Below are 22,329 nucleotides of genomic sequence, written 5' to 3' on the forward strand. Positions count from 1 at the left end.
TTTGCCGCCCAATCAGTACGAGCGGCAAACAGCCTGAAAACACCGATTGAGGTGTCCGGAAAAAGTTGACCACCTCAGACACAAAACTCATGTACGCCACAAAACTTGTGGGAGCGAGCTTGCTCGCGAAGAGGCCTGTACATTCACACAACTTCATTGGCTGTGATACCGCTTTCGCGAGCGGGCTCGCCCCCACAGGGGAAACTCGGTCCCACCAGAACCAGGTCGGCTATAAGGCCGCCTCGGGGAGGATGTTGATCTCGGACGCCCCGTTAACCACGATGGCTGAACGGAGGTGTTGTGGAGTGGGCATCCCGGCATGGATGCCGGGATAGCCGCGCTGGGCCATGGATGGCCCTTCGCGGCGGCCCACGGAGCAATGCCTTCGTTCAGGCATGCCGAGCCCTAGCGAGGCACCGAGTGGTGGGGCAGAAGCGTTTTGGTTACTTTTGACTGGGCCGGCTTCCGGGCTCTTCAAAAGTGACCCGCTGTAAGAGCGGAACCATAATTAGCCGTTACCTAGATAACGGATATACACACAAGATCATCAACAACACGAAAAAAAGCCCCGAAAGTCACCGACCTTTGAAAACCACACCACTCATATACTGATTCAAATCGCGAAAGTCCTTAACGCCCCAATCAAACGGCACCAACTTCACACCATTCTCTTTCAACGTCCTGGGAATCAAATCTCCATTGGGACGAAGTATTACCGACGACACAATAACACCCGGATAAACCCTCAAACGTTCCTTGAAAGCCGCAGTCGTAAGATCAGGCGTAGGAGGATTGCTCTTATGAGCCAAAGGCCCCGTCCCCTTGAGGTCCACCCCATGGCACATCACACATCGCTGCAAATAGATATTTTTCCCATTGGCATTATCCGCAAAGGACAGCGATGTTTGAATCAGCGACAAAATCCCTAGCGAAGCAATGACTGACATTCTCACTAGAACAGGTAACCCATGTAGATCGCCGCACCACCACCGGCCTGCAACCCAGCGTTCACACCCGCCATGACCACCGCCCCCTTGGCCGAGCGCGCCAGTTGCCGGTTGACCGTGGTCGCCGCAATGAGCGAAGTCGCCGGGTTGGAACTCAGCGCCACCGATAACGCCAGCAACTTGGGATCGAGCCCGAACAGCAGGGCCGTGGCCGAACCGCCGACCACCAGGCCCACGCCGACTTCGGTATACATGCAAGGACCCGTGATGTCGTCGCTGGTCAGGTCCCGATTGACCAAGGCGTCGCTGACAAACACCTTGCCGGTGCTGGGAAACGCCTCCGCCGCACCGGCCGCAGCCACACCCTTGCCCTTGATCTGGATATTGATCTTGCCGACGCGTGGCAGCCTTGCGCCAAACCCGACACCCACGCCAACACCGCCATAGCGATAGCTGACGTCCTCGCCCTGGGGCGAACGCAGGATAATCGAGCCGCCACTGCCCGCCACCATGACCACGGTCAGACCGCCGCCGCTGGCGGTCTGGTACTGCCAGCGACTTTCATTGACCGGGAGAGGGATGTTGTAGCTCATACGTTCAAAGTCCTTTATGTGAATGAGCCGCACCGCGGCCGCGTTGACGGAAAGCTTTTAGCAGGCCGACAAGGGTGAACACCAAACCGATGAACCCCAGCACCCCGGAGGTCCCCCACAGTGCTGACGGGGCATCGACGATGGCGCTGCCAGCCGGCTGCTCGGGCAAGTAATGCACGCGCACCGGTTGGTCTTTCTGGTAACCGAAAATAAAGCCGCCCTGGGGATAGGAAATTTTTTCGCCGCTGACGGTGGTGAAGGCGATTTCAGGATGCGAACCACCGGCATTCAAATGGCTGACGATGCCATCGGCGGTCTGTGCCTGGGCGAGAAAGTCGCGTCGATCAAGGGTGAGGTTGACGGCAATGCCCAACAAGCCAACGCCAATCAGAGAAAAAAGCAGGCCCAGCAGTATCGTCCCGATGCGTGACGGGGTGTCGTTAGCCATGGCTTGTCCCGGTATTCGTCCATGAAAGAAGGCGGTGAGAATAACAAAAAGCCGGGCTATGGCGTAATGCTGGATTTAAATGCGGGCTACGGTGTTGGGTCAGTTTGAAATGATGCTGGAGGTACCGACACCTTCGCGAGCAAGCGCGTGAACACCACTGAACCTGTGGGAGCGAGCTTGCTCGCGATAGCGGCGGCTCAGCCCACATGGATGTTCAAACCTCCCGCCCCTCTCAAGCCTTCCGGGCCCTCGGCAAGAAAATCGCCAACACCCCGAGCAACGGCAGGAACGAGCACAGCCAGTACACATACTCGATACCACGGATGTCCGCCAGGTGCCCGAGCAACGCGGCGCCAATCCCGCCGAAACCAAACATCAGCCCGAAGAACACGCCGGCGATCATCCCGACGTTGCCCGGCACCAGTTCCTGGGCGTACACGACGATGGCCGAGAACGCCGAGGCCAGGATGAAACCGATGACCATGCTGAGGATGCTGGTCCACAGCAGGTCAACGTGAGGCAGAATCAGGGTGAACGGTGCCACGCCGAGGATCGAGAACCAGATCACCGCCTTGCGCCCGATCCTGTCGCCAATCGGCCCGCCAAAAAAGGTCCCCGCCGCCACCGAGCCGAGAAACAGGAACAGGTGCAACTGCGAAGAGGCCACCGACAGGTCGAACTTCTCGATCAGGTAGAACGTGAAGTAGCTGGTAAAACTGGCCATGTAGAAATACTTGGAAAACACCAGCAGCCCCAGCACCACTAGAGCACTCAAGACTCGGCCCTTGGACAACCCATGAGTGGCCGCCTGGCCTTGCTTGAGCTTGAACAGGTTCAGGTGGTTGGCGTACCAGCGGCTGATGCGGTACAGCACGTACAACGCAAACAGGGCGAACAGCCCGAACCAGGCCACATTGCCCTGCCCGTAGGGAATGATGATCGCCGCCGCCAGCAGCGGGCCGAAGGCGGAGCCGGCATTACCGCCCACCTGGAACGTCGATTGCGCCAGCCCATAGCGGCCACCCGAGGCCAGTCGCGCCACCCGCGACGCTTCCGGGTGGAAGGTCGACGAACCAATGCCGATCAACGCAGCCGCCAACAGGATCAAGGCAAAACTGCCGACCATGGACATCATCACAATGCCGATCAGCGTGCACACCGTCCCGGCCGGCAACAGCCACGGCTTGGGGTGCCGGTCGGTGTGATAGCCGACCCACGGCTGCAACAAAGATGCGGTCAATTGGAACGTCAGGGTGATCAGGCCAACTTGGGTGAAGGTCAGGCCATAGCTGTCCTTGAGCATTGGATAGATCGACGGCAGCACCGCCTGGATCAAGTCATTGATCAAGTGCGCCAGCGCCACGGCGCCGATGATGCGCATGACCAATGGGCTGCTTTGCGCCGGGGCGGCAACGGCCGAGGTGTCGGCTTGGGTATTGCTGATAGCCATGGGGTTTCCATACGACAGAGGGTGCACACGGGCAGGTGCGTCAATGTGCCATTTTTCGGTGCGACAAGGCTATCCCCTTAGCTTGCTATCGACCTTGAAAAATTGTCGAATTCCAAGGTGATAGCCCAACGCCATGGTCTGAATCTTGCCTTGTTAATGAGCTACAACGCGGCTCCTTACAAAGGGGACCGAGAATGGGAAGTTTCGCTACAGAGCTGGCCTACCGAGCCGATTTGGACAAACTTTCGAGGCCTTTTAAAAGGGCACCCGTTTTAGCACTGTGTAGAAACGCACAGAAACAGTGCAGGGGTGTTCAGGGGAGTATGGGCATGCAGGCTTTTCTATCACCGGGAATCAGGTTGTTGGGGCGTTTCGGCTTCGCCCGCAAATTCCAATTGCTGTTCCTGCTTTTTATCCTGCCGCTCATGGGCAGCCTGTGGCTCATTGGCCAGGATTATCGCGACAAACTCAGCCTGATTTCCGGGGAACGCGCCGGGGTGCGCCAATTGCTGGCCCTGGATAACCTCGACAACCTGCTCACCGCCCAGCGCAACCGCGCCGCCCGCTGGCGTGCCACCGAGACCAATCGGCAGCCGACACCCGCGACGCTGGCCGCCATGGCGGCGTACGATGCAGTGCAGCCGGCCCTCAACCAGGCCGCCAGTGACCTGGCCAATACCCTGCAAACCGCAGGGGCCGAAGCCGACACCCTCGCCCGTTACCAACCCCTGCAAACCAGCCTCAACGGCCTGGATTCGAAAAGCCTGGGCAGCGTGGGTTGGTGGCCGGATGGCTATGACCGCTTCACCGCAGCGCTCAGCGCCCTGCAAGCGTTGCGCGAACAAATGGTCATGGATAACCGCCTGACCCTCGCCTCCTGGCTGGAGACTTATCTGCTGACCCAAATTTCCACCCAGCAGACGCCGGACCTGATCGAACGGGTCGGCCGTCTGGCCAGCGTCGGCCAGGCCTCCGTGGTGTCGGGTCAATTCACCTTGCAGAGCCGCCTGCAACTGCGGGACCTGCGCAGCCGTATCGGCGACGCCCGGGATCAACTGGTCAAGACCGGAACATTGCTGGAAACCCGCCTGCCCAGCGACCTGCAGACGTGGGCTGGACAATTCCAAGGCAGCCTCAAGCACTTGGACGCCGGCCTCAAAGTACTGGATGACGGCGTGTTCGGCGGCGCCATCAATCTGAAGCCGGAAGACTTCGAAAAACACATGGATGCCCTCCTCGCCGACCTGGCGACCCTGCGGCAACAATCGCTGGTGGCGCTGGATACGCGACTGGATCACTACTACGGCTCGGCGATTCGCCAGTTCATCCTGGTCGCGACGGTCTTGGGCTGCCTGCTGCTGGCCGCGCTGTATCTTTTTATCTGCCTGCAAGCGTCGATCCGGCGCAGCGCCAGCGGTATCACCTTACTGGCCGAAGCCCTGCGCGACGGCAATCTCAGCTTGCAAGTACCGGTGCAAGGGCGCGATGAACTGGCGGCCATCAGCACCGCCCTCAACGTCGCCGTGGTGCAATTGCGCAACAGCCTGCTGGGGGTGGATCACGAGACGTTGCAGTTGAGCAACGCCGTGCGCACCCTCAATACACACTCCAGCGGCGCCCTGGGAGAAGTCGAGGCCCAGCAAATACAGATCAGCCAGATCGCCGCCGCCGCGACGCAACTGGCCGCCACCTCCCAAGGCGTGGCAAAGAGCTGTGAACAAGCTTCCGACAGCGCCCAGCAGACCCGGCGCATCGCCGCCGACAGCAGCCGCGACAGCCAGCGCACCACGGCGAGTATCCAGCAGCTCAACCAACGGCTCAACGAAACCGCCGCCGCACTGGGGCGGGTCAGCGAACAGGGGCAACAGATCCAACTGGTGGTCGATACCATTCGTGGCGTCGCCGAGCAGACCAATCTCCTGGCCCTCAATGCCGCTATCGAAGCGGCTCGCGCCGGCGAACAAGGCCGCGGTTTCGCGGGGGTCGCCGATGAAGTGCGCAGCCTGTCGCAACGCACCCAGTCCTCCACGCAACAAATTGCCGGCACCGTCGACAGCCTGCGCGCCACGGTCAATGAAGCGGTCAGCCTGATGGAAGCCGCCTGCGGCCAAGCCCAGACCGACGCCCAAGCCGTCACCGGCCTCGGCGAGCGACTGGGCGAAATTGCCAGCGCCGTGCAAAGCGTCACCGACACCCTGGCGCAAATCGCCACCGCCGTGGATGAACAAGCCAGCACCGCCGACGAAGTCAGCGGCAATATCCAGCAGGTCGACCAGGCGGCCATGCGCTTGCTCGAAGGCGCACGGGCCGTGAACGTGGCGGCCGATACCTTGAGCCAGGGAAGCCAGGCCTTGAGTGCCAACACAGGGAGATTTCAGCTCGGCTGACAGGGATTTGCAGCGAGGATTGTTAAGCGGTTGAAAGCGCAGAGAAATATTTCAGATTTACGCTTGACACATCTTCGTTACCGGCGAATAATGCGCGCCACTTGGCTACATAGCTCAGTTGGTTAGAGCATAGCATTCATAATGCTGGGGTCCGGGGTTCAAGTCCCTGTGTAGCCACCAAGTACCGATCCATAGATGTCTACAGCAGTCTATGAATCACCTCAAGAAGCCCGCCTAGTGCGGGCTTTCTTGTTTCTGGCTGTCTACCTCTGTATCCCCCTATACCTTCCCTTCGTGTATCCCGCTGGGTTGCTCAACTTCCCCGGTACCCATCAATAGTTCTGTTGTAGTGCCGCCTGAAGGATAAGTGGCCGCATTACTCAAACGGTGGTACTCCACGTCCCGGCGGACCCTGTCGTTGTCGGTGCGGCATACCAAGGAGGTGGTATTTGCGAGATGGTGCCGAGAGGCAAGAGCGAGAGGCAATCGTTACCCATGGAAAGTCCCCTTAAACAGCCAGCTCGGCTAAATGCCGAAGCGGCGTCAGTCATCGTCTGATAATGGAACTTTTATCGCTTCGCGATATGCCACTTCGCATTTCCCCCAAAAATCAGGATGGAACTGTTGGAGTTCTGCTTGAACGGCCGCGTCGTACTGAACCCAAAACTTATAGCGAACCGTTCCAAGGCTTAGTGAGCTTCGGAAGCTCGTGGGAACGCGGGATTCTGAATCAGCACAAACCATCAGCCCACCGTGCCCAGCAAATTGATGCTCTCCGAAGCGGCTCAGAAAGTCTTCATACGTTGGGTCTGCATCAATGTTCAAGAACACCAGATTACGATCTGTTTTTCCTACCGCGAATGCGCTTAATTCTAAAGGCCGTGGACCGCGAGACTCCGCCACCTGACAACACAGAAGCTTGGCAAAGTAGCGGAATACATCTAGATACCGCACTGAGCCAACCTCATATTTAGGTAAGCTGAAAACCAGTTCTGGAGCCTTACCTTGCGAAAGCATTTCCGAAATCGAGGCATGAAAGCGATCAAACTCGTGATCGGGACCTTGAGTATGAGAACCATTACACGGGGCACATATACGCGCCGAGAAGTGAAAGGCACGGGATTTCGGTCCCTGAGCACTGCGAGGACTACTAGTGCCATCAAAGCTGCCGATAGCCATGGCGTCTTCCCCAAAGATCTTTCGTAAAGCAGAAGCTTTTACCTTGTGTTCTCCCGTGAGTGATTCAGCGGAGCCACAGAGGCAGCAGCGGTCAGCTTGGTATGGTTCGAAAAAAAATCCCATCGGACGGCTCCTTATGATCTAGAGATATTTGGATTTCCCGACGAACCAGGCCGTCTACTTTGAAGCACAATGATAGTCGCAGATGGAGAGTTTGAAACTTGCGCTACCCCTTCGGTCAACCCCCCCAGGGACTGACTTCTGTTAACAAGCGGCGAACATTGCCACCGGTTCCAGGCCGATCTGACTTCAACATTTCTCAACATCGCGCCAGGCCCCGCACTAAATCCGGTATTAGGTTTTGTTAGGTCCTCACGTCGACCGGGGTCCGCGCCGGCATCCCAATCTGTTAGCAATAGCTAGTGGGCGCAGCATCACCAGCAGAGCAGCGTCAAGCCATACATCCAGCCAGCGACCAGCCGCAGTGACCACTCCCGCCACGGACACCGATGCATCCAGCGCTTATTTTGAAAACCAACCCATGAATTAGACTGAACGATGTCAGACAGCCTATTTTGCGAAACAACCCCGTAAAAGGCCTTCACGCACTGTTTCACATACGAGCTTCGCGCATTCAGGATGCGCATGAAATCCCTGTACGTGTTGCGCAAGCTGCTACGCACGCTCGGTACGCACCTGGCACTGGAGCCGCCAGCAGGTCCGCACCGGTGGTTCGCAACCGACGAGGCAAATCAATACTGCCTGTTAGAAAAACGCAGCTCGAACGGTAGTCTGACCTTCCGAGCAACAGGGATAAGCGCAAGCCGTCGTGCGAAGTAATAGTCACTAGCCCTGGCTATCGCTTGCTGGTTGATTACCGCGACCTGGTCATGCGTCAAGATCATATCAGGCTGGTCCGCTACGATCGCGATTCTGGGTGAGACGGGGATTATCATCATGTCGGCAAAGCAATCCGGGGCGATGAACTCGTCAGAATAGGACCGAGCAATGCCCCATTGCATTGACTGGTTATCTTGAAGAAAAGCATTTTGGTATCCGAATACGTGGACGCTTGCCAGTAGCCTGCCCTTCATGACCCCGTCGACGGCATACATTACGTGCTTTCGCTCCAAAATCTCCTGTTGATCTTTGGTTAGGGAGTCGCCAGCAATTCCATGGAGGACGACGTCTTCCAAGCCTTCAAGCCTGAATTTATGGCGTGCGCGCCAAAGCGAAAAGAACTCCTCCACGACGCGTTTTTCAAGAATGCCAATCGTAGTCACTGTGCCATTGACGATGGCTCTAGCCAACGCTTGGAAACGATCCTCAATGTGCTTTCCTACCGCCGCCTCGGTTTTTTGATCCCAAACTCGCTTGGCGCAGAAGATCGGGTTATTGGGTCTGAGTTGCAAGACACGGTTCAATTTTTTAATGAAGATCTCAACGTTGCCGTCTGAATTTGTGAAGCGTTGGATACCCGCTTTCGGGAAGACATGCTGGTCTACCGTCAGACGGTGAGGGTTACCAGGTTGGGTAGGCTCAAACTTCACAATTCGTCGGCCTCGGTTATTTTCTTGGAGACATTTAGGTTCGTACAATTGGTTCGCGCCCTACAACGTGAACCGTTGCGAACCCGGCAAATGGCTACCAGCTTGGTTACTACGGAAAGCTACCATTTCGTTTGGTTTTCACTTCGATTTCCACCGAAAAACCGTTTTTTGGCGGGCAACCTTACCCTCGCCGGAATATTGTCTGCCAAGCTGGAGTTAGCGTTTACCCCTAACGGGGAAACACTCATGATTGGCCATCGAATCCTTTAGAGAGAACAGAATGCCCAGCATCGTTTGGGGTCGACATCCCCAAGAGGCCTACGACAACCCGTACGAGCATGACGCGCAGCGGCAGTTTCTCAGGGAATGCGATGCCCTGCTTCGTGAAATCATCAAGCGCCTTAGGCCGCACACTCTGAAATACCATCGCGACGAGCAGTCCCTACAGAAGGCGACGTGGCTGATCACTATGGACTTGCTGGCATCATTACTAGATTGCGTGGCGCTGCTGAGGGAAACGAGGCACCGGCCAGTTGCGCGAGTATTCCGTGATGCGGTTGAAGCGATCGACGTGATGCGTTTTCTGCACGCGGACACTCCAAAGGCTGAATCGGCACTGAAGAAATGGTACCGGAACGATACGATTTCTCACGGCGAAGTCCGCAAGCTGATTGAAGCCCTGGATGGCGTGGAAGCGGCCACTGAGCGCAGGGTCTTTTACCAGGAACTGTCCAAGCTTACCCACCGCACTTATCGAGCACTTCTTCACAGCGTTTCACTCGGGAGAGACGATCTCATGGTTCACGACAGCCACGGTTCCGGTTATCTAGTACTTCCACACACCATCGCCGCCTATATGGCTGTGCTGGGCGACATAACGATTCAGGCGAGCGGAAGCGTCAGTTTTACCGGACTGCTCTCTACTGATGAGGTGGTAGAAGCTTGGGGTGCGGCTCTGGAGGTTCACACCGTTCCTCGACGCTTCGCAATGCGAGTGAGACCTGACTCAACTCTTTGACCACGCTTTTACAGAATATGAGACAGGCGTGAGGCGAAATCGGCGCCGGGTGGGCGTCTGAGGCCTATCCCGTGCGGAGCCCGTCAAAGTGGACTGTCGGGGCGTCTCACACCCCAGACAGACCCAAGACCGTTATCCAGCCTCCGGTGCTACGCTTACCCAAAACACGGAGAGCCACCATGAGGGCACCAACCTGATCGCCAGCCTGTTCGACCGTCTGAATCAAAACCAGCTCGCCCTGGGCGCCGCGGTTGAGGAGCTTTCCAACTGGGTGGAGCAACGCGGATCTGCAGATATCGCTACCAATGTGCGAGCCGCACTCGAAAACCCCGACGACAACTTGGTGTTTATTCGTCAGGGCATTGCCGAGCTGACCGTCGCCGGCAGTCTGGGCCAGGGGTGACGCCTCCCTAATCCTTGCCCACCCTTGACGGAATTTTGGACAGGTCTTGACGGATTCGACGCGTGCCACCACCCACCGACACGCTGGAGGTCACGCAGAGCAACACTTTGCGGGCAATCGCGCACCTTGGCCAGAACCAGCCTCGTCAAAAGCTTAGAGGGGGCCGTCAAGGTGATTGCGATTAATCGTCAGATCTACGCCGGCGGGACGGGTTGTTGAAATACCGAGCCGAGTAATCCTTAGCGCGCCAACCAATTCTAGACAGGCACTAGACAGATCACAGCCGGCAGAATACCGATCGGTTACCAGTAGGGCTTGTAGTGCGCGGCTCGTGGCGGTGACGGGGTGCCGGCCCGTTGCTGGCCCGTCTAATATTTTGCGGGCGGTTTGGCTCCTGACACCAGGCCGAATCACGCGACACAAACTGCCTGGATTTTGGGTAGTTTCGATTGCGCACTAATAACATCTGCAGATCGTCGCTGGCGCCGATTCGGCTAGGGCCAGCATCTCGCGATCCAGAGGACAGCGCCGTGTCTGTGATCGATTGCGATTACCTGCCAACCGAAAAGGTGAAGATCCCCGCCGAGCTGGCGCTGTTGATTATCAGAAAGGCCAGCGCCATGGCGGCTACATTCGAGGAGCAGGCGCTCGAACAACTGACCAAGGACGCCCGAGGAGCACTCAAGCAGGGCACAGACCCACGGAAGCTCATCAGAGAAATGCGGCTGTGACTGATGACGGCAAACTGCCGAGATCTCGGTAGTTTCCGGCACCTGACCTACCGGAATGGAAGCCCAGACGCTGCTAGCTGGGGCGGATCGCCAAAACCGACCATTGGACTTCTTTGTTGAACGGTGGATTGCCAGCGAAACGTCCTGGTGATCTACTGACGAGCTCGCGGAGCGCTTTGACGGCTGGTGGCGCGAAAGACATATAAATGACTCGTTCAGTAAAGCTATCAAATATATAAAAATAGCGCAGGGAGCCCGCAATGTCCGAAACGTACATCGTTGAAACCAGCTACAGTTTCAAATACACAACAAAAGATCCAGTGCCGATCCCAGATGTAATAGATAGCTTGAAAGCTATGGAGCGGCTAATTAAAAGAACGCCAATCTTCTTGGAAAAAAGATTTGACACGTTAAAAATTACGGAAACAGAAGTATTTGTAGAAAGACTTGAAAGTGGCAGCTTAGACCTAGATTTTATTGTTAGATTCTTTTGCAAAACTGATGAGCGTACAGAGAGAGCCAAGGCGATAGCAAAAGAATTGCTCGAGGAGAAAGGCGTGGTTCGAGACATAGTAGCCTTAGGAGTAGGTAGCCTTCTCACCATTGGCGCATTCCAGATTTTGTCGCCAGGGACCTCGGCCACGCCGTCGCCCACGATCAATGCCTACCAGAGCGTCGTATTTCAGGCGGGCCGCGACCTTGGCTTTGACGAGGCAGCCTTGAAGGAAGCAATAAAAAAAGTACCTGACCAAAAGACTCTCGGCAAAGATGCTTTCAATGTTTTGAAACCTGCAACTCAGGATAAAAAAGCAACCATTGAGGTTCCAATTTCCAGCCTAAATATAGAGCGGGACTTGATTGATAAGTTGCCAGCAGAGTACGAAGCGCCTCAACCATCAGAGCGTTCAACCAGCTACAAAAACGTAGAAATAATCATTGACGCAAGTGATCGACATAATCGCGATAAAGGTTGGGCTGGATCTGTTACTGGAGTGATTGAAAATCGGACAAAGATTCATCTTGATGAAAGCATAGATCCGGCTTCGCTTCATGGCCGCACGAAAATCAAGGCAAACATCGAAATTATCGAGAGATACGTTCCGTCCAAGAAAAAATATGAGACGAAGGAAGTCATCTTGGAGGATCTGATCCAGTAAAATCAAGTCCTGAGCACAGAGGAAGCAATGACTGGCGACAGGACATTACGAATGTATTGGGAAAAGGGTAGTTGTCATAGCGGCATCTACTCGGGCGGCTTCGGCGGAGGCGGTGCCCATGACATCAGTGCTTCAACGCTGTTAGATCTGGAGAGCAAACTCTCTGCCTCCTGAACCTTTGCTAAAAGCTCTGCTAGAGCATCGCCATCCAAACCAACTGAGCGGGTGGCGATGTCGTCGAAAAAATCCTGGAGTTTCCTATCAGAGCTCCACTTGGCGATAATCTTCAGTAGGTTGTTCAGCGAGTCTTCCCGGGCCCGAATAATCATGGAACGCTCGTATCGCGCCGTCGCTATCGCGTGCTCAGCGTCCCACCTCTTCCGCTCCTCAACCGCCTGCCGGTCAGCCTCGGCGATCTGGGGCGCTAAGGTCTTCGCTCTATCGACTAAAGCCAATACGATGTCGTCGAGTTGCTTCAGGAGGCTAACTTTGTCCTCTATCCAAGTACGAGCCCAGTCCACCCGCCCATAGGGACTGTAGGCTCTGAGGCATAGTCGCTTGGAAGCAACGCGCTGAGCACTCCGCCGGTAAAATGTCTTCGTTTTCCTGTCCCACAGCCCAGGCTTGAGCACTTTGGCCTCTTTAACGGGCACATACTGCCCATCTATGTAGACCATCTCTTTTTCGACCGTAGCCTCGTAGACAGTCAGTCCTATCGCTACCTCACCGATGAAGACCAATGTTGGCCGAGCTGGCGCCCAAATATTTGTCTCGAAAACCGACCGTTTAAGGCGGCCCTCCTCATCCCCGAGCACCTTACGGGTGAACCCGCTTTCGCCGCATGCGATTGAGATTCGATGATCAGTTTCACGGAAACAAGTAGCGAGTTTCAGCAGAACTGACGCCGCCCTCTGAAGCGTGGGCTCAGTTACTACCAGGTCGGGTAGATTTCGCTTTGCGGGTTTGAGGTACCCGTCGCCAGCGACTCGGCCACTCGTGAATGAGGCCAAAGAGCCCATCACCATCGTGCGCCGGGCGCTGGCTTTCTTCGGAGCAGCGTCAGTCAGTTCAACCTCCGCTTTACGCGGTAACTGATCGCCCTTTCTCCATTCGGTAGGATCACCCGGTTGGGGCTTGGGCAAGGGCGGAATTTTCGGTTTCTGCCCCGATTGCTTCCTGGCCCAATAGCCTCGCGGTGGACGGGGTATGTTCAGGCCGGCACAAACCCGAGCCAGGAATACTGAGGAAACTCCATATTTTGGAGCCAGGGAAAGCATAGGCGTTGCCCATACCTCGGAGTAAAGGGTCTCCCTTTGGACGCGATCCTGGTCCATCTCCTACCTCTGAATTGGCTTGGAGGTTAAATTGGTCACGCTGACAGTTTTCCCGAAATAGTCTAAGCAGTCATCAAGACGCGATTGTGGCACCGCCTTTTATTACTTCGGCCCGTGCCTGGTTCGGCCCTGCGCTAAAGTTCTACAGCCGCGACCTAGTGTCCGGTCGGCCAGCCTGGCATCCATTGACCATGGCGCTCGCTGCGCCAGGCTGGCCGTTGCCTCCCCAAGATATTGCCTTAGGCTGACGGATCGGCGGCGAAGGGTTTGAATAATTCCGGTTTCAAGCGACACCGTTCGTCGATTCAGCGCCGAGAAAACTGAGCTTTTCCTACAGCTTTGAGCTGATGAATCGGACGGCAAAATGAAGGCAGCAGCACGCACCTTGTATCCCCACATGTATTCCTAGAAAAAACACAATTCATTTTTTTCTATAGATGCAGCAGGTTATGAACCCAGTTCAATTGCCTGTGTACTACCAAGTACTAAAAACGGCTTATCGAAAGATAAGCCGTTTTTTTATGCCTTGAAAAAACCCGTTCTCTCAGAAATTGTTTATGCCCCTGCGATCAGGGACAGACAGGGCTTTGCTCAGTCTCGTGTCGATTTGCGCCACACGCCTCGCATCGCTACAGTCGATCCTATATCCCAAGCCCACGGATGGAGCGACACGTGCTCACAGATCTGAAACCGAACCTTCATCGCCTGTCAGCCGTTTCGTTGCTGGCTGTCGCGTTAACGCTTGGCGCCTGCAAGGCCCCGCCCTCCTCCACCGCCACACCAGCATTGCCCGCCCCGCCGGAGATCACGTCCGGCTACCGCACCGACGTACAGACGCGTTACGCCGACAAGCACATGGCGGCCGCGGCCAACCCGCTGGCGGCCGAAGCCGGGCGGGAGATGCTCCGGCGCGGCGGCTCGGCCATCGACGCGGCGATTGCGCTGCAAGCGGTGCTGACCCTCGTGGAGCCACAATCGTCGGGCATTGGCGGCGGTGCGTTCATTGTGCTGTGGGATGGCAAGGCGGTGCGCACCTACGACGGTCGCGAAACGGCACCGGCCGGCGCCACCGAAAGACTTTTCCTGCAAGCCGACGGCAACCCCATGCCGTTTACCGCCGCCCAAATTGGTGGCCGCTCCGTTGGCACTCCCGGGGTGTTGCGTGGGCTGGAACTGGCCCACCGCAAACACGGGCGCCTGCAATGGGCGACGTTGTTCGAACCGGCCATTGCGTTGGCCGAACAAGGCTTCGCGATTTCGCCCAGGCTGCATTCATTGATCGCGACCGACCCGTCTTTGCCGGGCTCGCCGGACATGGCGGCATACTTTCTCAATGCCGATGGCAGCCCGAAGGCAGTTGGCACCATCCTGAAAAACCCGGCGTTGGCAGGGGTGCTCAAGCGCATCGCCAACGAAGGTCCCGATGCGTTGTACATAGGGCCGGTTGCCGAGGAGATCGTCGCCAAGGTGCAGGGTCACGCCAACCCCGGCAGCCTTTCCCTGAACGCCCTCCAGGGCTACACCGCACGGGAGCGACCCGCGTTGTGCACCGACTACAAGCGCTGGCAAATCTGCGGCATGCCACCACCGTCTTCGGGCGGGGTTGCCGTGGCACAGATCCTCGGGACGTTGCAGGCCCTGGAACAGCGCGACAGCAATGCAGCCCTCGCCCCCTTGACACCCCTCAAGACCGCTACACCCGCCGGCATTGAACCCTCTCCCGAAGCGGTGCACCTGATCGCCGAAGCCGAGCGCCTGGCCTACGCCGACCGCGCCCAATATATCGCCGACCCGAATTTTGTAGCCGTGCCGCTCAACGGACTGGTCAATCAAGGTTACCTGGCCAGCCGAGCCAGCCTGATCGGCCCTCGTAGCATGGGTGTCGCCAAGCCCGGCACACCACCGGGCATCCAGGTAGCCTACGCCCCGGACCGTTCACCGCTGCGCATTTCCACCTCGCAAGTGGTGGCGGTGGATGACCAGGGTGGTGCGGTGTCCATGACCACGACGGTGGAATCGGCGTTCGGCTCGCACCTGATGGTCCAGGGTTTCATGCTCAACAACCAGATGACTGACTTCTCGTTCATCCCTGAAGAAAACGGGCAAAAAGTCGCCAACCGCGTCGAACCCGGCAAACGCCCACGCTCATCCATGGCGCCGACACTGATCTTCGACCATCAGGGTAGACTGCTGGCCGCTGTCGGCTCCCCCGGCGGCTCGCAGATCATCGAATACGTCGCCAAGTCAGTGATCGGCCTGCTGGACTGGAACCTGGATCCGCAGACCGCCATCAACCTCCCCAACTTCGGCAGCCGCAATGGCCCCACCGAACTGGAGAAAGGACAGTTCAGCCCGACGCTGGTCCAGGCGCTGAAAGACAAGGGCCACACGGTGAGCGAAATCGACATGAACAGCGGCACCCAGGCTATTGTCCGGGTGCGTGATGCTCAGGGGAAAACCTCACTGGCCGGCGGTGCGGACCCAAGACGCGAAGGTCAGGCACTGGGCGACTGATCCAATTCGCTCTGCGGTTGATAGATCAGTAGATCTGCGGGCTGGCATTGCAGGTAGCTGCAAATGGCTTCGAGCGTTGCCAGGCGGATACCCTTGACCTTTCCTTGTTTCAACAAGGAAAGGTTGGCCTCGGTAATGCCGATTGCAGCCGCAAGGTCCTTGGATTTGACCTTGCGCATGGCCAGCATCACGTCTAGTTGAATAACAATGGGCATTGAGTATCTCAAACGAAAGTTCTGTTTTCTGAATCGACTTCACTGGCCTGGGACAGTATCCGGGCAATGATCGCAATACAGGCGGCAAGAAATAAAGCGACGAAAGACGGCGCGGTAATACTGAAGGTCAGCAATCGCTGGCCGACCGGCGCATTGATCGTCACCAGCAGGCTGCGGAACGGCTCGCAGATGAAGTCCAGCAGCACCCACACCGCCACTGCGCGCCCCGCATTTCCCAGGTAAACCGCTGCTGCGCTGGAAAAGTACTGCCCTTGGGCGTAGTGCTTGAAGAGCCTGCGCAAGTTGGTAAGCCCGACCGCCAGGGCCAGCAAGGGAATGCTCGTCAACAGTGCTCCACCCAGGCATTGCCACCCCGTCAACCGCAGCGCCTCTTCAGGCAGACTCGACAGCTGCCGCTCGGTCAGGGCAAACCCCAGGCCGTATCGCGAGGTCGCCTCAGGATACAGCCAGGCCACAGCGTTGACGGCCATCATCGCGACCATGAAAACAAGGGTGATGGCTGCCATCCGCTGGCTATACAAGGCAAGACGATTCGAGTGCATGTGAGGCTCCAATAGAATAAAGGAGCCCAGAACATAACCATTAAATTATCGCAAAACAATAATTAATATGTAAAAAGCGATAATTTCAAACCTTACGTGGACAGCTGATTAGCGAACTGGCTCACCGCATCGACCACTTTTTTCGCCCCGTCCTGGATCTCAACGATTACTGTCCCCGCCTCGGCGGCCAGGGCCAGTCCGTGTTCGGCCTGGTGCTGGCCGTCGGTCATCAGCGCCACGGCGTTGCGGGCCATGTCCTGGTTCTGGCGAACCACGCCGACGATTTCATCGGTGGCCTGGCTGGTGCGCGATGCCAATTGGCGCACCTCATCGGCCACCACCGCAAAGCCCCGGCCTTGCTCGCCGGCCCGGGCCGCTTCGATCGCGGCGTTGAGCGCCAGCAGGTTGGTCTGTTCGGCGATGCCGCTGATGGTCTTGACGATGGTGCCGATCACCAGGGATTGCTCGTTCAACGCCTCGATGCCTTGACCGGCGGTTTGCATGTGCCGGGCCAGGTCGCGCATCACGTCCACGGCCTGGGTCACCACCGTCGTGCCGCGCTGGGCGCTGTTGTCGGGCTGCAGCGAGGTGCTGTAGGCAATGTTGGCCGCCTCGGCGACGGCTTTTTCCTGGTTGACCTGGTCGGTGATGTTGGTGGCGAACTTCACGACTTTATACAGTCGGTCGGTGGCATCGAGCACAGGGTTATAGGACGCCTCCAACCATACTTCACGACCGCTGCTGTCGAGACGCTTGAAGCGCCCGGCCACGAACTCCCCACTGTTCAAGCGTTTCCAGAAATGCTGATAGCGCGCGCTGTTGTATTCCTCAGGCTCACAAAACGTGCGGTGGTGCTTGCCCTTGATCTGCGCGAGGTTGTAACCCATGGCGTTGAGGAAGCGATCATTGGCCGTCAGTACGTGCCCGCCCAGATCGAACTCGATCACTGCCGTTGAACGCACCAACGCGCCGATGAGGTTTTCATGTTCGCGGGACGCTTCGATGGTGCGGGTCAGGTCATTGGAGTACATCGAAAAATAGCGGACCCGCCCGTCAGCATTCCGTACGGGCTGGAGAATTGAACGCAGCCAGGCTTCCTCGCCATTGCCCCGCAGCAGGCGCACGGCACCGGAGAAGTGTTCACCACGGGTGAGCGCCGACTTGAAGCGAACCTGGAACTCATTGGATTTCAAGTACGCAGGCACCAGCTCATCCACAGCCCGACCGATCAGGTCCTGGCTCTTGTAGCGCATCTCGTCGAGGAAATTCTGATTGACCGATTGAATCCGTCCGTCGGCATCCAGGGTGAGGCCAAGCATTTCGCGATCCAGGCTTTCCTTGACTTGCACAAGGCTGGACAGTTCTTGGCGAAGAGCCAGTAGCTCCTGCTTCAGGCGGTTGTTGAACATGGGCAGCTCCGACAGCAGAAGAATTGAATAGGCTGTTCCCTTGCCATCGGCCCAGCGTTTTTTTTCTTAAGAGCGCCGCGAGCCGGTACTGAAAATATACCGTCGCCCCCCGAACCCGATCAGCCTCCCACGGTCACTGGATTGTTCTACTGTTGCGCCTGGCTTTCGAAGCAGCCTTGAATATTCATAATCATAAAAACGACGGAATTGCCGTGACCACTGACATCGAAGACAGCCGTTCCGCCCGCTTCGCCTTGCGCTGTTCCAGTTTCGCCGAGCGCTGGTTTCCCGACTCCTGGGTCTTCGCCGCGCTGGCGGTGCTGGTGGTCGCCGTGGCGACGCAATTCATCGGTGCCACGCCCACGGCAGCGGCCATGGCGTTCGGCGACGGCTTCTGGAGCCTGATCCCGTTCACCATGCAAATGGCCTTCGTGGGGATTGGCGGTTACGTGGTCGCGAGCTCGCCGCCAGCCGTCAAACTGATCGATCGCCTGGCGCGCATTCCGACCAACGGTCGCTCTGCGGTGGCGTGGGTGGCCCTGATTTCCATGGTCGCGTCGTTACTCTATTGGGGCCAGTCGCTGGTATTTGGCGGTTTGCTGGTGCGCGCCCTCGCCCGGCGCACCGACCTGAAGATGGATTACCGCGCCGCCGGCGCCGCCGCTTACCTCGGCCTCGGCGCGGTATGGGCCCTGGGGTTATCTTCGTCGGCGGCGCAATTACAGGCCAACCCGGCCAGCCTGCCACCCTCGATCCTGTCGATTACCGGCGTCATTCCTTTCACCCAGACCATTTTTCTCTGGCAGTCCGGCGTGATGCTGCTGGCGCTGATCGTGATCTCGCTGATTGTCGCCTACGCCACCGCTCCCGGCCCCAACAGCGCCCGTGATGCCGCCGCGTGTGGAATCGATCCGAGTTTCAGCATGCCGGCATTGCAGCCCCGTACCCGCCCGGGAGAATGGCTGGAGCACAGCCCACTGCTGACCATCGCCCTGGTGCTACTGGCCGCCGGCTGGCTGTTCCATGAATTTTCGACCAAGCCTGCGATCAGCGCCATTTCCGGGCTCAACACCTATAACTTCCTGTTCATCATGCTCGGCGCCTTGCTGCACTGGCGGCCGCGCAGCTTTCTCGACGCCGTGGCCCGCGCGGTGCCGACCACCACGGGCGTGTTGATCCAGTTCCCGTTGTACGGCGCGCTCGCCGCGCTGCTGACCACGGTCAAAGGCAGCGATGCCCAGACCCTGGCTCACCACATCTCGACCTTTTTCGTCCAGATCGCCTCCCATGACACGTACGCTTTGCTGATGGGCGTCTATTCGGCGGTGCTGGGCTTTTTCATTCCTTCCGGTGGCGGCAAGTGGATCCTCGAGGCGCCCTACGTCATGCAAGTGGCTAACGACCTGAACTATCACCTCGGTTGGGCGGTGCAGATCTATAACGCCGCCGAAGCGCTGCCGAACCTCATCAACCCGTTCTACATGCTGCCGTTGCTGGGGGTGTTGGGGCTGATGGCCAGGGACTTGATCGGGTTTTCCTTTGTACAGTTGCTGGTGCACACGCCGTTGGTACTGGCGCTGCTGGGGGCGCTCGGGACGACATTGACGTATTTGCCGCCAGTGATGCCATAAAGCCACAAAACAGGGCCGATATTTCCATCGGCCCACTTCTTCTTCGGCTCGGTCTGTTTCAGTATGGATACACCCTGTTTTCCTGGGGCCCCCACGCTGAAAAGGATCTGAGCATGTTCAAACTCGCTGTACTTCCCCTTGCCGCCCTCACCCTGAGCGCCGCCGCCCACGCCGCCGACATCGACGTAAATCTTGGCAGCACCGAACGCGTCACCCGTCTCTTCGCTTATCCCAACAACTGCAACGTCATTTGTTTTCGCGACTGGACGCTGGAACAGACCGTCGAGCATTACCTGACGCAAAGTGTCCAGCGCGACGGCTACGACGCGGCCAAGGTCAGCGTCAAAAGCGATAACGGCACCGTCTACGCCAACATCAGCGGCGTGCCGAAAAGCTATCGCCACCCGCTGAAGGCCCTACTCGACGCTGGGGACCTGGCGTACAACGGCGCAACCAAACTCAACAACGACAAGAACTGGTCCTACAATTGGTACCTGTTCCTGCCGCTGGGCATGGCCTTGGAGAACCGCAAGAGCGTCGAGTTACTGCACTTCCCGCCGGATTACTCCCTGACCCAGGCCCAGGATTACTTGGAATCGGCCACCACCGACCGCTGGGCCACGCTGCTCACCGTCAACGGCATCGCCGCGCCAAACACCCCCGCCTACCAGACCATCATCGACATCGCGCCCATCGCGGCGCCGTCCAATGCTGGCAGCACCTTGGAGGGGCTCTACAGCTACTTCAACGATTACCAGACCACCATGGTCAAAGAGGGTACCCAAACCGCCAGCGGCGCCGCATTGCCGATGGTGGCCTTCGGAGCGCCCGTTCGGAACTGGATCAAGACCCAGTACGGCCAGACCATAGGCGTGCTCGGCCTGGCAACCATCACGCCGACGGCGGGGGTCAAGGTGCCGGTCCTGGGTTCCAACCACCCGAGCTATATCTGGTACGCCGCTGACAAGGAAAACTACGACGGTGACGAAGCCAAGGCGGATGCCGCCGGCTTGAAAGTCATGGGCCAGGACTTGAGTGCTGCCTGCTGGCAGGCCGGCATGGGCAGCAAGCCGGGCACCGACCCAAGCACCCTGCTGAACCAGTGCACGCAGACCTGGCAGGTCACGGAAAAGGAAAAGACCTGCGAGTTGTTCTACACCTCGGTGCGTAAACTGAGCGAGGCAGACGCGGCGAAGAAATGCGAAACACCGGCGATCAAGTCGCAACTTCCACAATTGAAGGAGCCCATGCCGCTGCCTGCCGAGGCGGTGTAAACCTTGAGGCGCTTTCCCGCGTAAGCCTGCGCTAACGCGGGAAAGCGCCTTTGGCTCCTGTCAGAGTCGACAGTAGATGTCGCCCCCCGACTTGGGCGAAGCTATCAAGAGCGTCTTTCAACCACCACATTTCTACGGCACTGGCGTCGTCAATGTCAGTGCGACTGACAAGCCTAAGTCAGGGCGCGCCAACCGGGCGCAGCCGATACTGCGGCGGCAATTGCTCGAAACCGCTGATCGTGGTGTCCAGGCTCTTCCAGCGTCCGTCCTTGATGCCGTAGATGCAGCCATGAATCGACAGTTTCTGCCCACGGTGCCAGGCGTTCTGCACGATGCTGGTATGGCCGACATTGGCGACCTGCTGGATCACGTTGAGTTCGCACAGGCGATCCACACGTTCCTCTTCGGTCGGCAACTGGCCCAACGCCTCGCGATGCTCGTAGTACAGGTCGCGAATCGAGCGCAGCCAGCCGTCGATCAGGCCCAATTGGCGGTCCTGCATCGAGGCGCGCACACCGCCACAGCCGTAATGGCCGGTGACCAGGATGTGTTTGACCTTGAGCACGTCCACGGCGTACTGGATCACCGACAGGCAGTTGAGGTCGGTATGCAGCACCACGTTGGCCACGTTGCGGTGCACGAACAGATCACCCGGCAGCATGCCAACGATCTCGTTGGCCGGCACCCGCGCATCGGAACAGCCGATCCACAGATACTCCGGGGTTTGCTGACGAGCCAGCTTGGCGAAAAAGTCAGGATCCTCCTGCTTGATCGCATCGGCCCAACGCGCGTTGTTATCAATCAGATCTTGTAATTCGTTCATGCTGTCTAGCCTCGATAGAGAGTGCGCAACTGTGACAGACGACCGCCGGTCGGGGTCACGTCGGTGATGCATTGGAATTCCTGGCTGCGCTGCCGGTCGACACCAGTAAGGCCCACAGTAGGAGGAATTGCCATGAATGATTCACGACGCCCCTTCGATGCGACGCAACCGGAACCCATCGACGACAACGAGGATCGCATGGGCTCGATGCATGAGTTGGAGTTCGACGACGAACAGCCCAGCGCGAAAATCGGCGACGAATTGCCGCAAGGCGAACGCGAACAGCTGATGCCGCGTGAGCGCGTGCGTGAAGCGGGCATGACCGGCGCCTCGACGGATGCCCATCAATCGACCGATGACGACATGAGCCCGGATCCCCTCATCCGCGAAGACGGCGCCCGGGACGCCTCCGAGGCCGGCGACGACGAGCAGGCTGATTGGGACCTGAGCGTCGTGCATGAAAATGATATTGGCGGGGGCGATGGGCTGGACGAAGCGGAAATGGCCGATATCGATCCATTGGATGGCAAGCGCTGACCCGCCCTGTGGGAGCGAGCCCGCTCGCGATAGCGGTGGATCAGCTTGCATCAATGTCGAATGTGCCGCCGTCTTCGCGAGCACGCTCGCTCCCACATGGGTTTGGGTTTGATCGCAAATTTGATGCACACCGCCGAGCCCCTGTGGGAGCGAGCTTGCGCGCGAT

Annotated in this window: 21 protein-coding genes, 1 tRNA gene and 1 pseudogene; 10 read left to right on the top strand and 13 right to left on the bottom strand. The window is 58.0% G+C overall.

Going from position 1 to position 22,329, the window contains the following annotated elements; translation table 11 throughout:
- Positions 1-575: 575 nt before the first annotated feature.
- From HGO40_RS23885 to HGO40_RS23900, 4 genes are all read right to left on the bottom strand, one after another.
- Complete coding sequence (locus HGO40_RS23885) at positions 576-947, bottom strand: c-type cytochrome (protein WP_250965018.1); 372 nt, start codon at positions 945-947, stop codon at positions 576-578.
- Between the two features lie 5 nt (positions 948-952).
- Positions 953-1,540, bottom strand: coding sequence for a hypothetical protein (locus tag HGO40_RS23890; protein ID WP_250965019.1), 588 nt, complete (start codon positions 1,538-1,540; stop codon positions 953-955).
- 4 nt (positions 1,541-1,544) lie between these two features.
- Positions 1,545-1,988, bottom strand: coding sequence for a DUF3592 domain-containing protein (locus HGO40_RS23895; RefSeq protein WP_250965020.1), 444 nt, complete (start codon positions 1,986-1,988; stop codon positions 1,545-1,547).
- Between the two features lie 232 nt (positions 1,989-2,220).
- Entirely contained in the window at positions 2,221-3,438 is a 1,218-nt protein-coding gene (locus HGO40_RS23900) for an MFS transporter (protein WP_250965021.1), read from the bottom strand.
- A 329-nt stretch (positions 3,439-3,767) separates the two neighbouring features.
- Here HGO40_RS23900 and HGO40_RS23905 point away from each other — a divergent pair, with 329 nt between their 5' ends.
- Both HGO40_RS23905 and HGO40_RS23910 read left to right on the top strand, forming a co-directional pair.
- On the top strand, positions 3,768-5,825 hold the full coding sequence (locus HGO40_RS23905; protein ID WP_250965022.1) for a methyl-accepting chemotaxis protein: 2,058 nt from the start codon (positions 3,768-3,770) through the stop codon (positions 5,823-5,825).
- A gap of 103 nt (positions 5,826-5,928) precedes the next feature.
- Positions 5,929-6,005, top strand: a tRNA-Met gene (locus tag HGO40_RS23910).
- A gap of 363 nt (positions 6,006-6,368) precedes the next feature.
- Here the strand turns inward: HGO40_RS23910 and HGO40_RS23915 are convergent.
- On the bottom strand, positions 6,369-7,127 hold the full coding sequence (locus HGO40_RS23915; RefSeq protein WP_250965023.1) for a hypothetical protein: 759 nt from the start codon (positions 7,125-7,127) through the stop codon (positions 6,369-6,371).
- Positions 7,128-7,756: 629 nt separating this feature from the next.
- The gene (locus HGO40_RS23920) at positions 7,757-8,554 is read right to left on the bottom strand and encodes a hypothetical protein (RefSeq protein ID WP_250965024.1); all 798 of its coding nucleotides are present in this window, start codon (positions 8,552-8,554) and stop codon (positions 7,757-7,759) included.
- Between the two features lie 280 nt (positions 8,555-8,834).
- Here HGO40_RS23920 and HGO40_RS23925 point away from each other — a divergent pair, with 280 nt between their 5' ends.
- From HGO40_RS23925 to HGO40_RS23940, 4 genes are all read left to right on the top strand, one after another.
- Entirely contained in the window at positions 8,835-9,572 is a 738-nt protein-coding gene (locus HGO40_RS23925) for a hypothetical protein (protein WP_250965025.1), read from the top strand.
- Between the two features lie 193 nt (positions 9,573-9,765).
- Positions 9,766-9,975, top strand: a complete 210-nt coding sequence (locus HGO40_RS23930; RefSeq protein ID WP_250965042.1) for a hypothetical protein — start codon at positions 9,766-9,768, stop codon at positions 9,973-9,975.
- 530 nt (positions 9,976-10,505) lie between these two features.
- A complete protein-coding gene (locus tag HGO40_RS23935; RefSeq protein ID WP_250965026.1) occupies positions 10,506-10,706 on the top strand; it encodes a hypothetical protein in 201 nt (66 codons plus the stop codon).
- A gap of 260 nt (positions 10,707-10,966) precedes the next feature.
- Complete coding sequence (locus HGO40_RS23940) at positions 10,967-11,863, top strand: hypothetical protein (protein WP_250965027.1); 897 nt, start codon at positions 10,967-10,969, stop codon at positions 11,861-11,863.
- An 86-nt stretch (positions 11,864-11,949) separates the two neighbouring features.
- Here the strand turns inward: HGO40_RS23940 and HGO40_RS23945 are convergent, their stop codons facing one another.
- Positions 11,950-12,882, bottom strand: a complete 933-nt coding sequence (locus tag HGO40_RS23945; RefSeq protein WP_250965028.1) for a hypothetical protein — start codon at positions 12,880-12,882, stop codon at positions 11,950-11,952.
- Positions 12,883-13,857: 975 nt separating this feature from the next.
- On the opposite strand from HGO40_RS23945, the gene ggt reads away from it, so the two are divergent.
- On the top strand, positions 13,858-15,711 hold the full coding sequence (gene ggt, locus HGO40_RS23950) for a gamma-glutamyltransferase (RefSeq protein WP_250965029.1): 1,854 nt from the start codon (positions 13,858-13,860) through the stop codon (positions 15,709-15,711).
- Here ggt and HGO40_RS23955 read toward each other — a convergent pair.
- From HGO40_RS23955 to HGO40_RS30960, 4 genes and pseudogenes are all read right to left on the bottom strand, one after another.
- Positions 15,693-15,926, bottom strand: coding sequence for a helix-turn-helix domain-containing protein (locus tag HGO40_RS23955; protein ID WP_250965030.1), 234 nt, complete (start codon positions 15,924-15,926; stop codon positions 15,693-15,695). The two genes, ggt and HGO40_RS23955, sit on opposite strands and share 19 nt — an antisense overlap.
- Positions 15,927-15,934: 8 nt before the next feature.
- Positions 15,935-16,489, bottom strand: a complete 555-nt coding sequence (locus tag HGO40_RS23960; protein ID WP_250965031.1) for a DUF2975 domain-containing protein — start codon at positions 16,487-16,489, stop codon at positions 15,935-15,937.
- A gap of 92 nt (positions 16,490-16,581) precedes the next feature.
- Positions 16,582-17,013, bottom strand: coding sequence for a methyl-accepting chemotaxis protein (locus HGO40_RS30955; protein ID WP_411387554.1), 432 nt, complete (start codon positions 17,011-17,013; stop codon positions 16,582-16,584).
- A 108-nt stretch (positions 17,014-17,121) separates the two neighbouring features.
- Positions 17,122-17,898: pseudogene (locus HGO40_RS30960) on the bottom strand (PAS domain-containing protein); the annotation flags it as partial.
- 212 nt (positions 17,899-18,110) lie between these two features.
- Here HGO40_RS30960 and HGO40_RS23975 point away from each other — a divergent pair.
- The gene (locus HGO40_RS23975) at positions 18,111-19,529 is read left to right on the top strand and encodes a short-chain fatty acid transporter (protein WP_250965032.1); all 1,419 of its coding nucleotides are present in this window, start codon (positions 18,111-18,113) and stop codon (positions 19,527-19,529) included.
- 113 nt (positions 19,530-19,642) lie between these two features.
- Positions 19,643-20,803 carry a hypothetical protein gene (locus HGO40_RS23980; RefSeq protein WP_250965033.1) on the top strand — a complete coding sequence of 387 codons (1,161 nt, stop codon included), beginning with the start codon at positions 19,643-19,645 and terminating at the stop codon, positions 20,801-20,803.
- Between the two features lie 178 nt (positions 20,804-20,981).
- On the opposite strand, the gene can is transcribed toward HGO40_RS23980, so the two are convergent.
- Positions 20,982-21,626 (bottom strand): carbonate dehydratase, encoded by a 645-nt coding sequence (can, locus tag HGO40_RS23985; protein ID WP_003185433.1) that lies wholly within the window; start codon positions 21,624-21,626, stop codon positions 20,982-20,984.
- 5 nt (positions 21,627-21,631) lie between these two features.
- On the bottom strand, positions 21,632-21,760 hold the full coding sequence (locus HGO40_RS30570; protein WP_284739223.1) for a hypothetical protein: 129 nt from the start codon (positions 21,758-21,760) through the stop codon (positions 21,632-21,634).
- Between HGO40_RS30570 and HGO40_RS23990 the strand changes: the two genes are divergently transcribed.
- Entirely contained in the window at positions 21,759-22,163 is a 405-nt protein-coding gene (locus HGO40_RS23990) for a serine kinase/phosphatase (protein ID WP_250965034.1), read from the top strand. The genes HGO40_RS30570 and HGO40_RS23990 overlap by 2 nt on opposite strands.
- Positions 22,164-22,329: the final 166 nt, after the last annotated feature.

Origin of the sequence: Pseudomonas sp. CG7 (assembly GCF_023701885.1) — a bacterium.
GTDB lineage: Bacteria > Pseudomonadota > Gammaproteobacteria > Pseudomonadales > Pseudomonadaceae > Aquipseudomonas > Aquipseudomonas zanjanensis.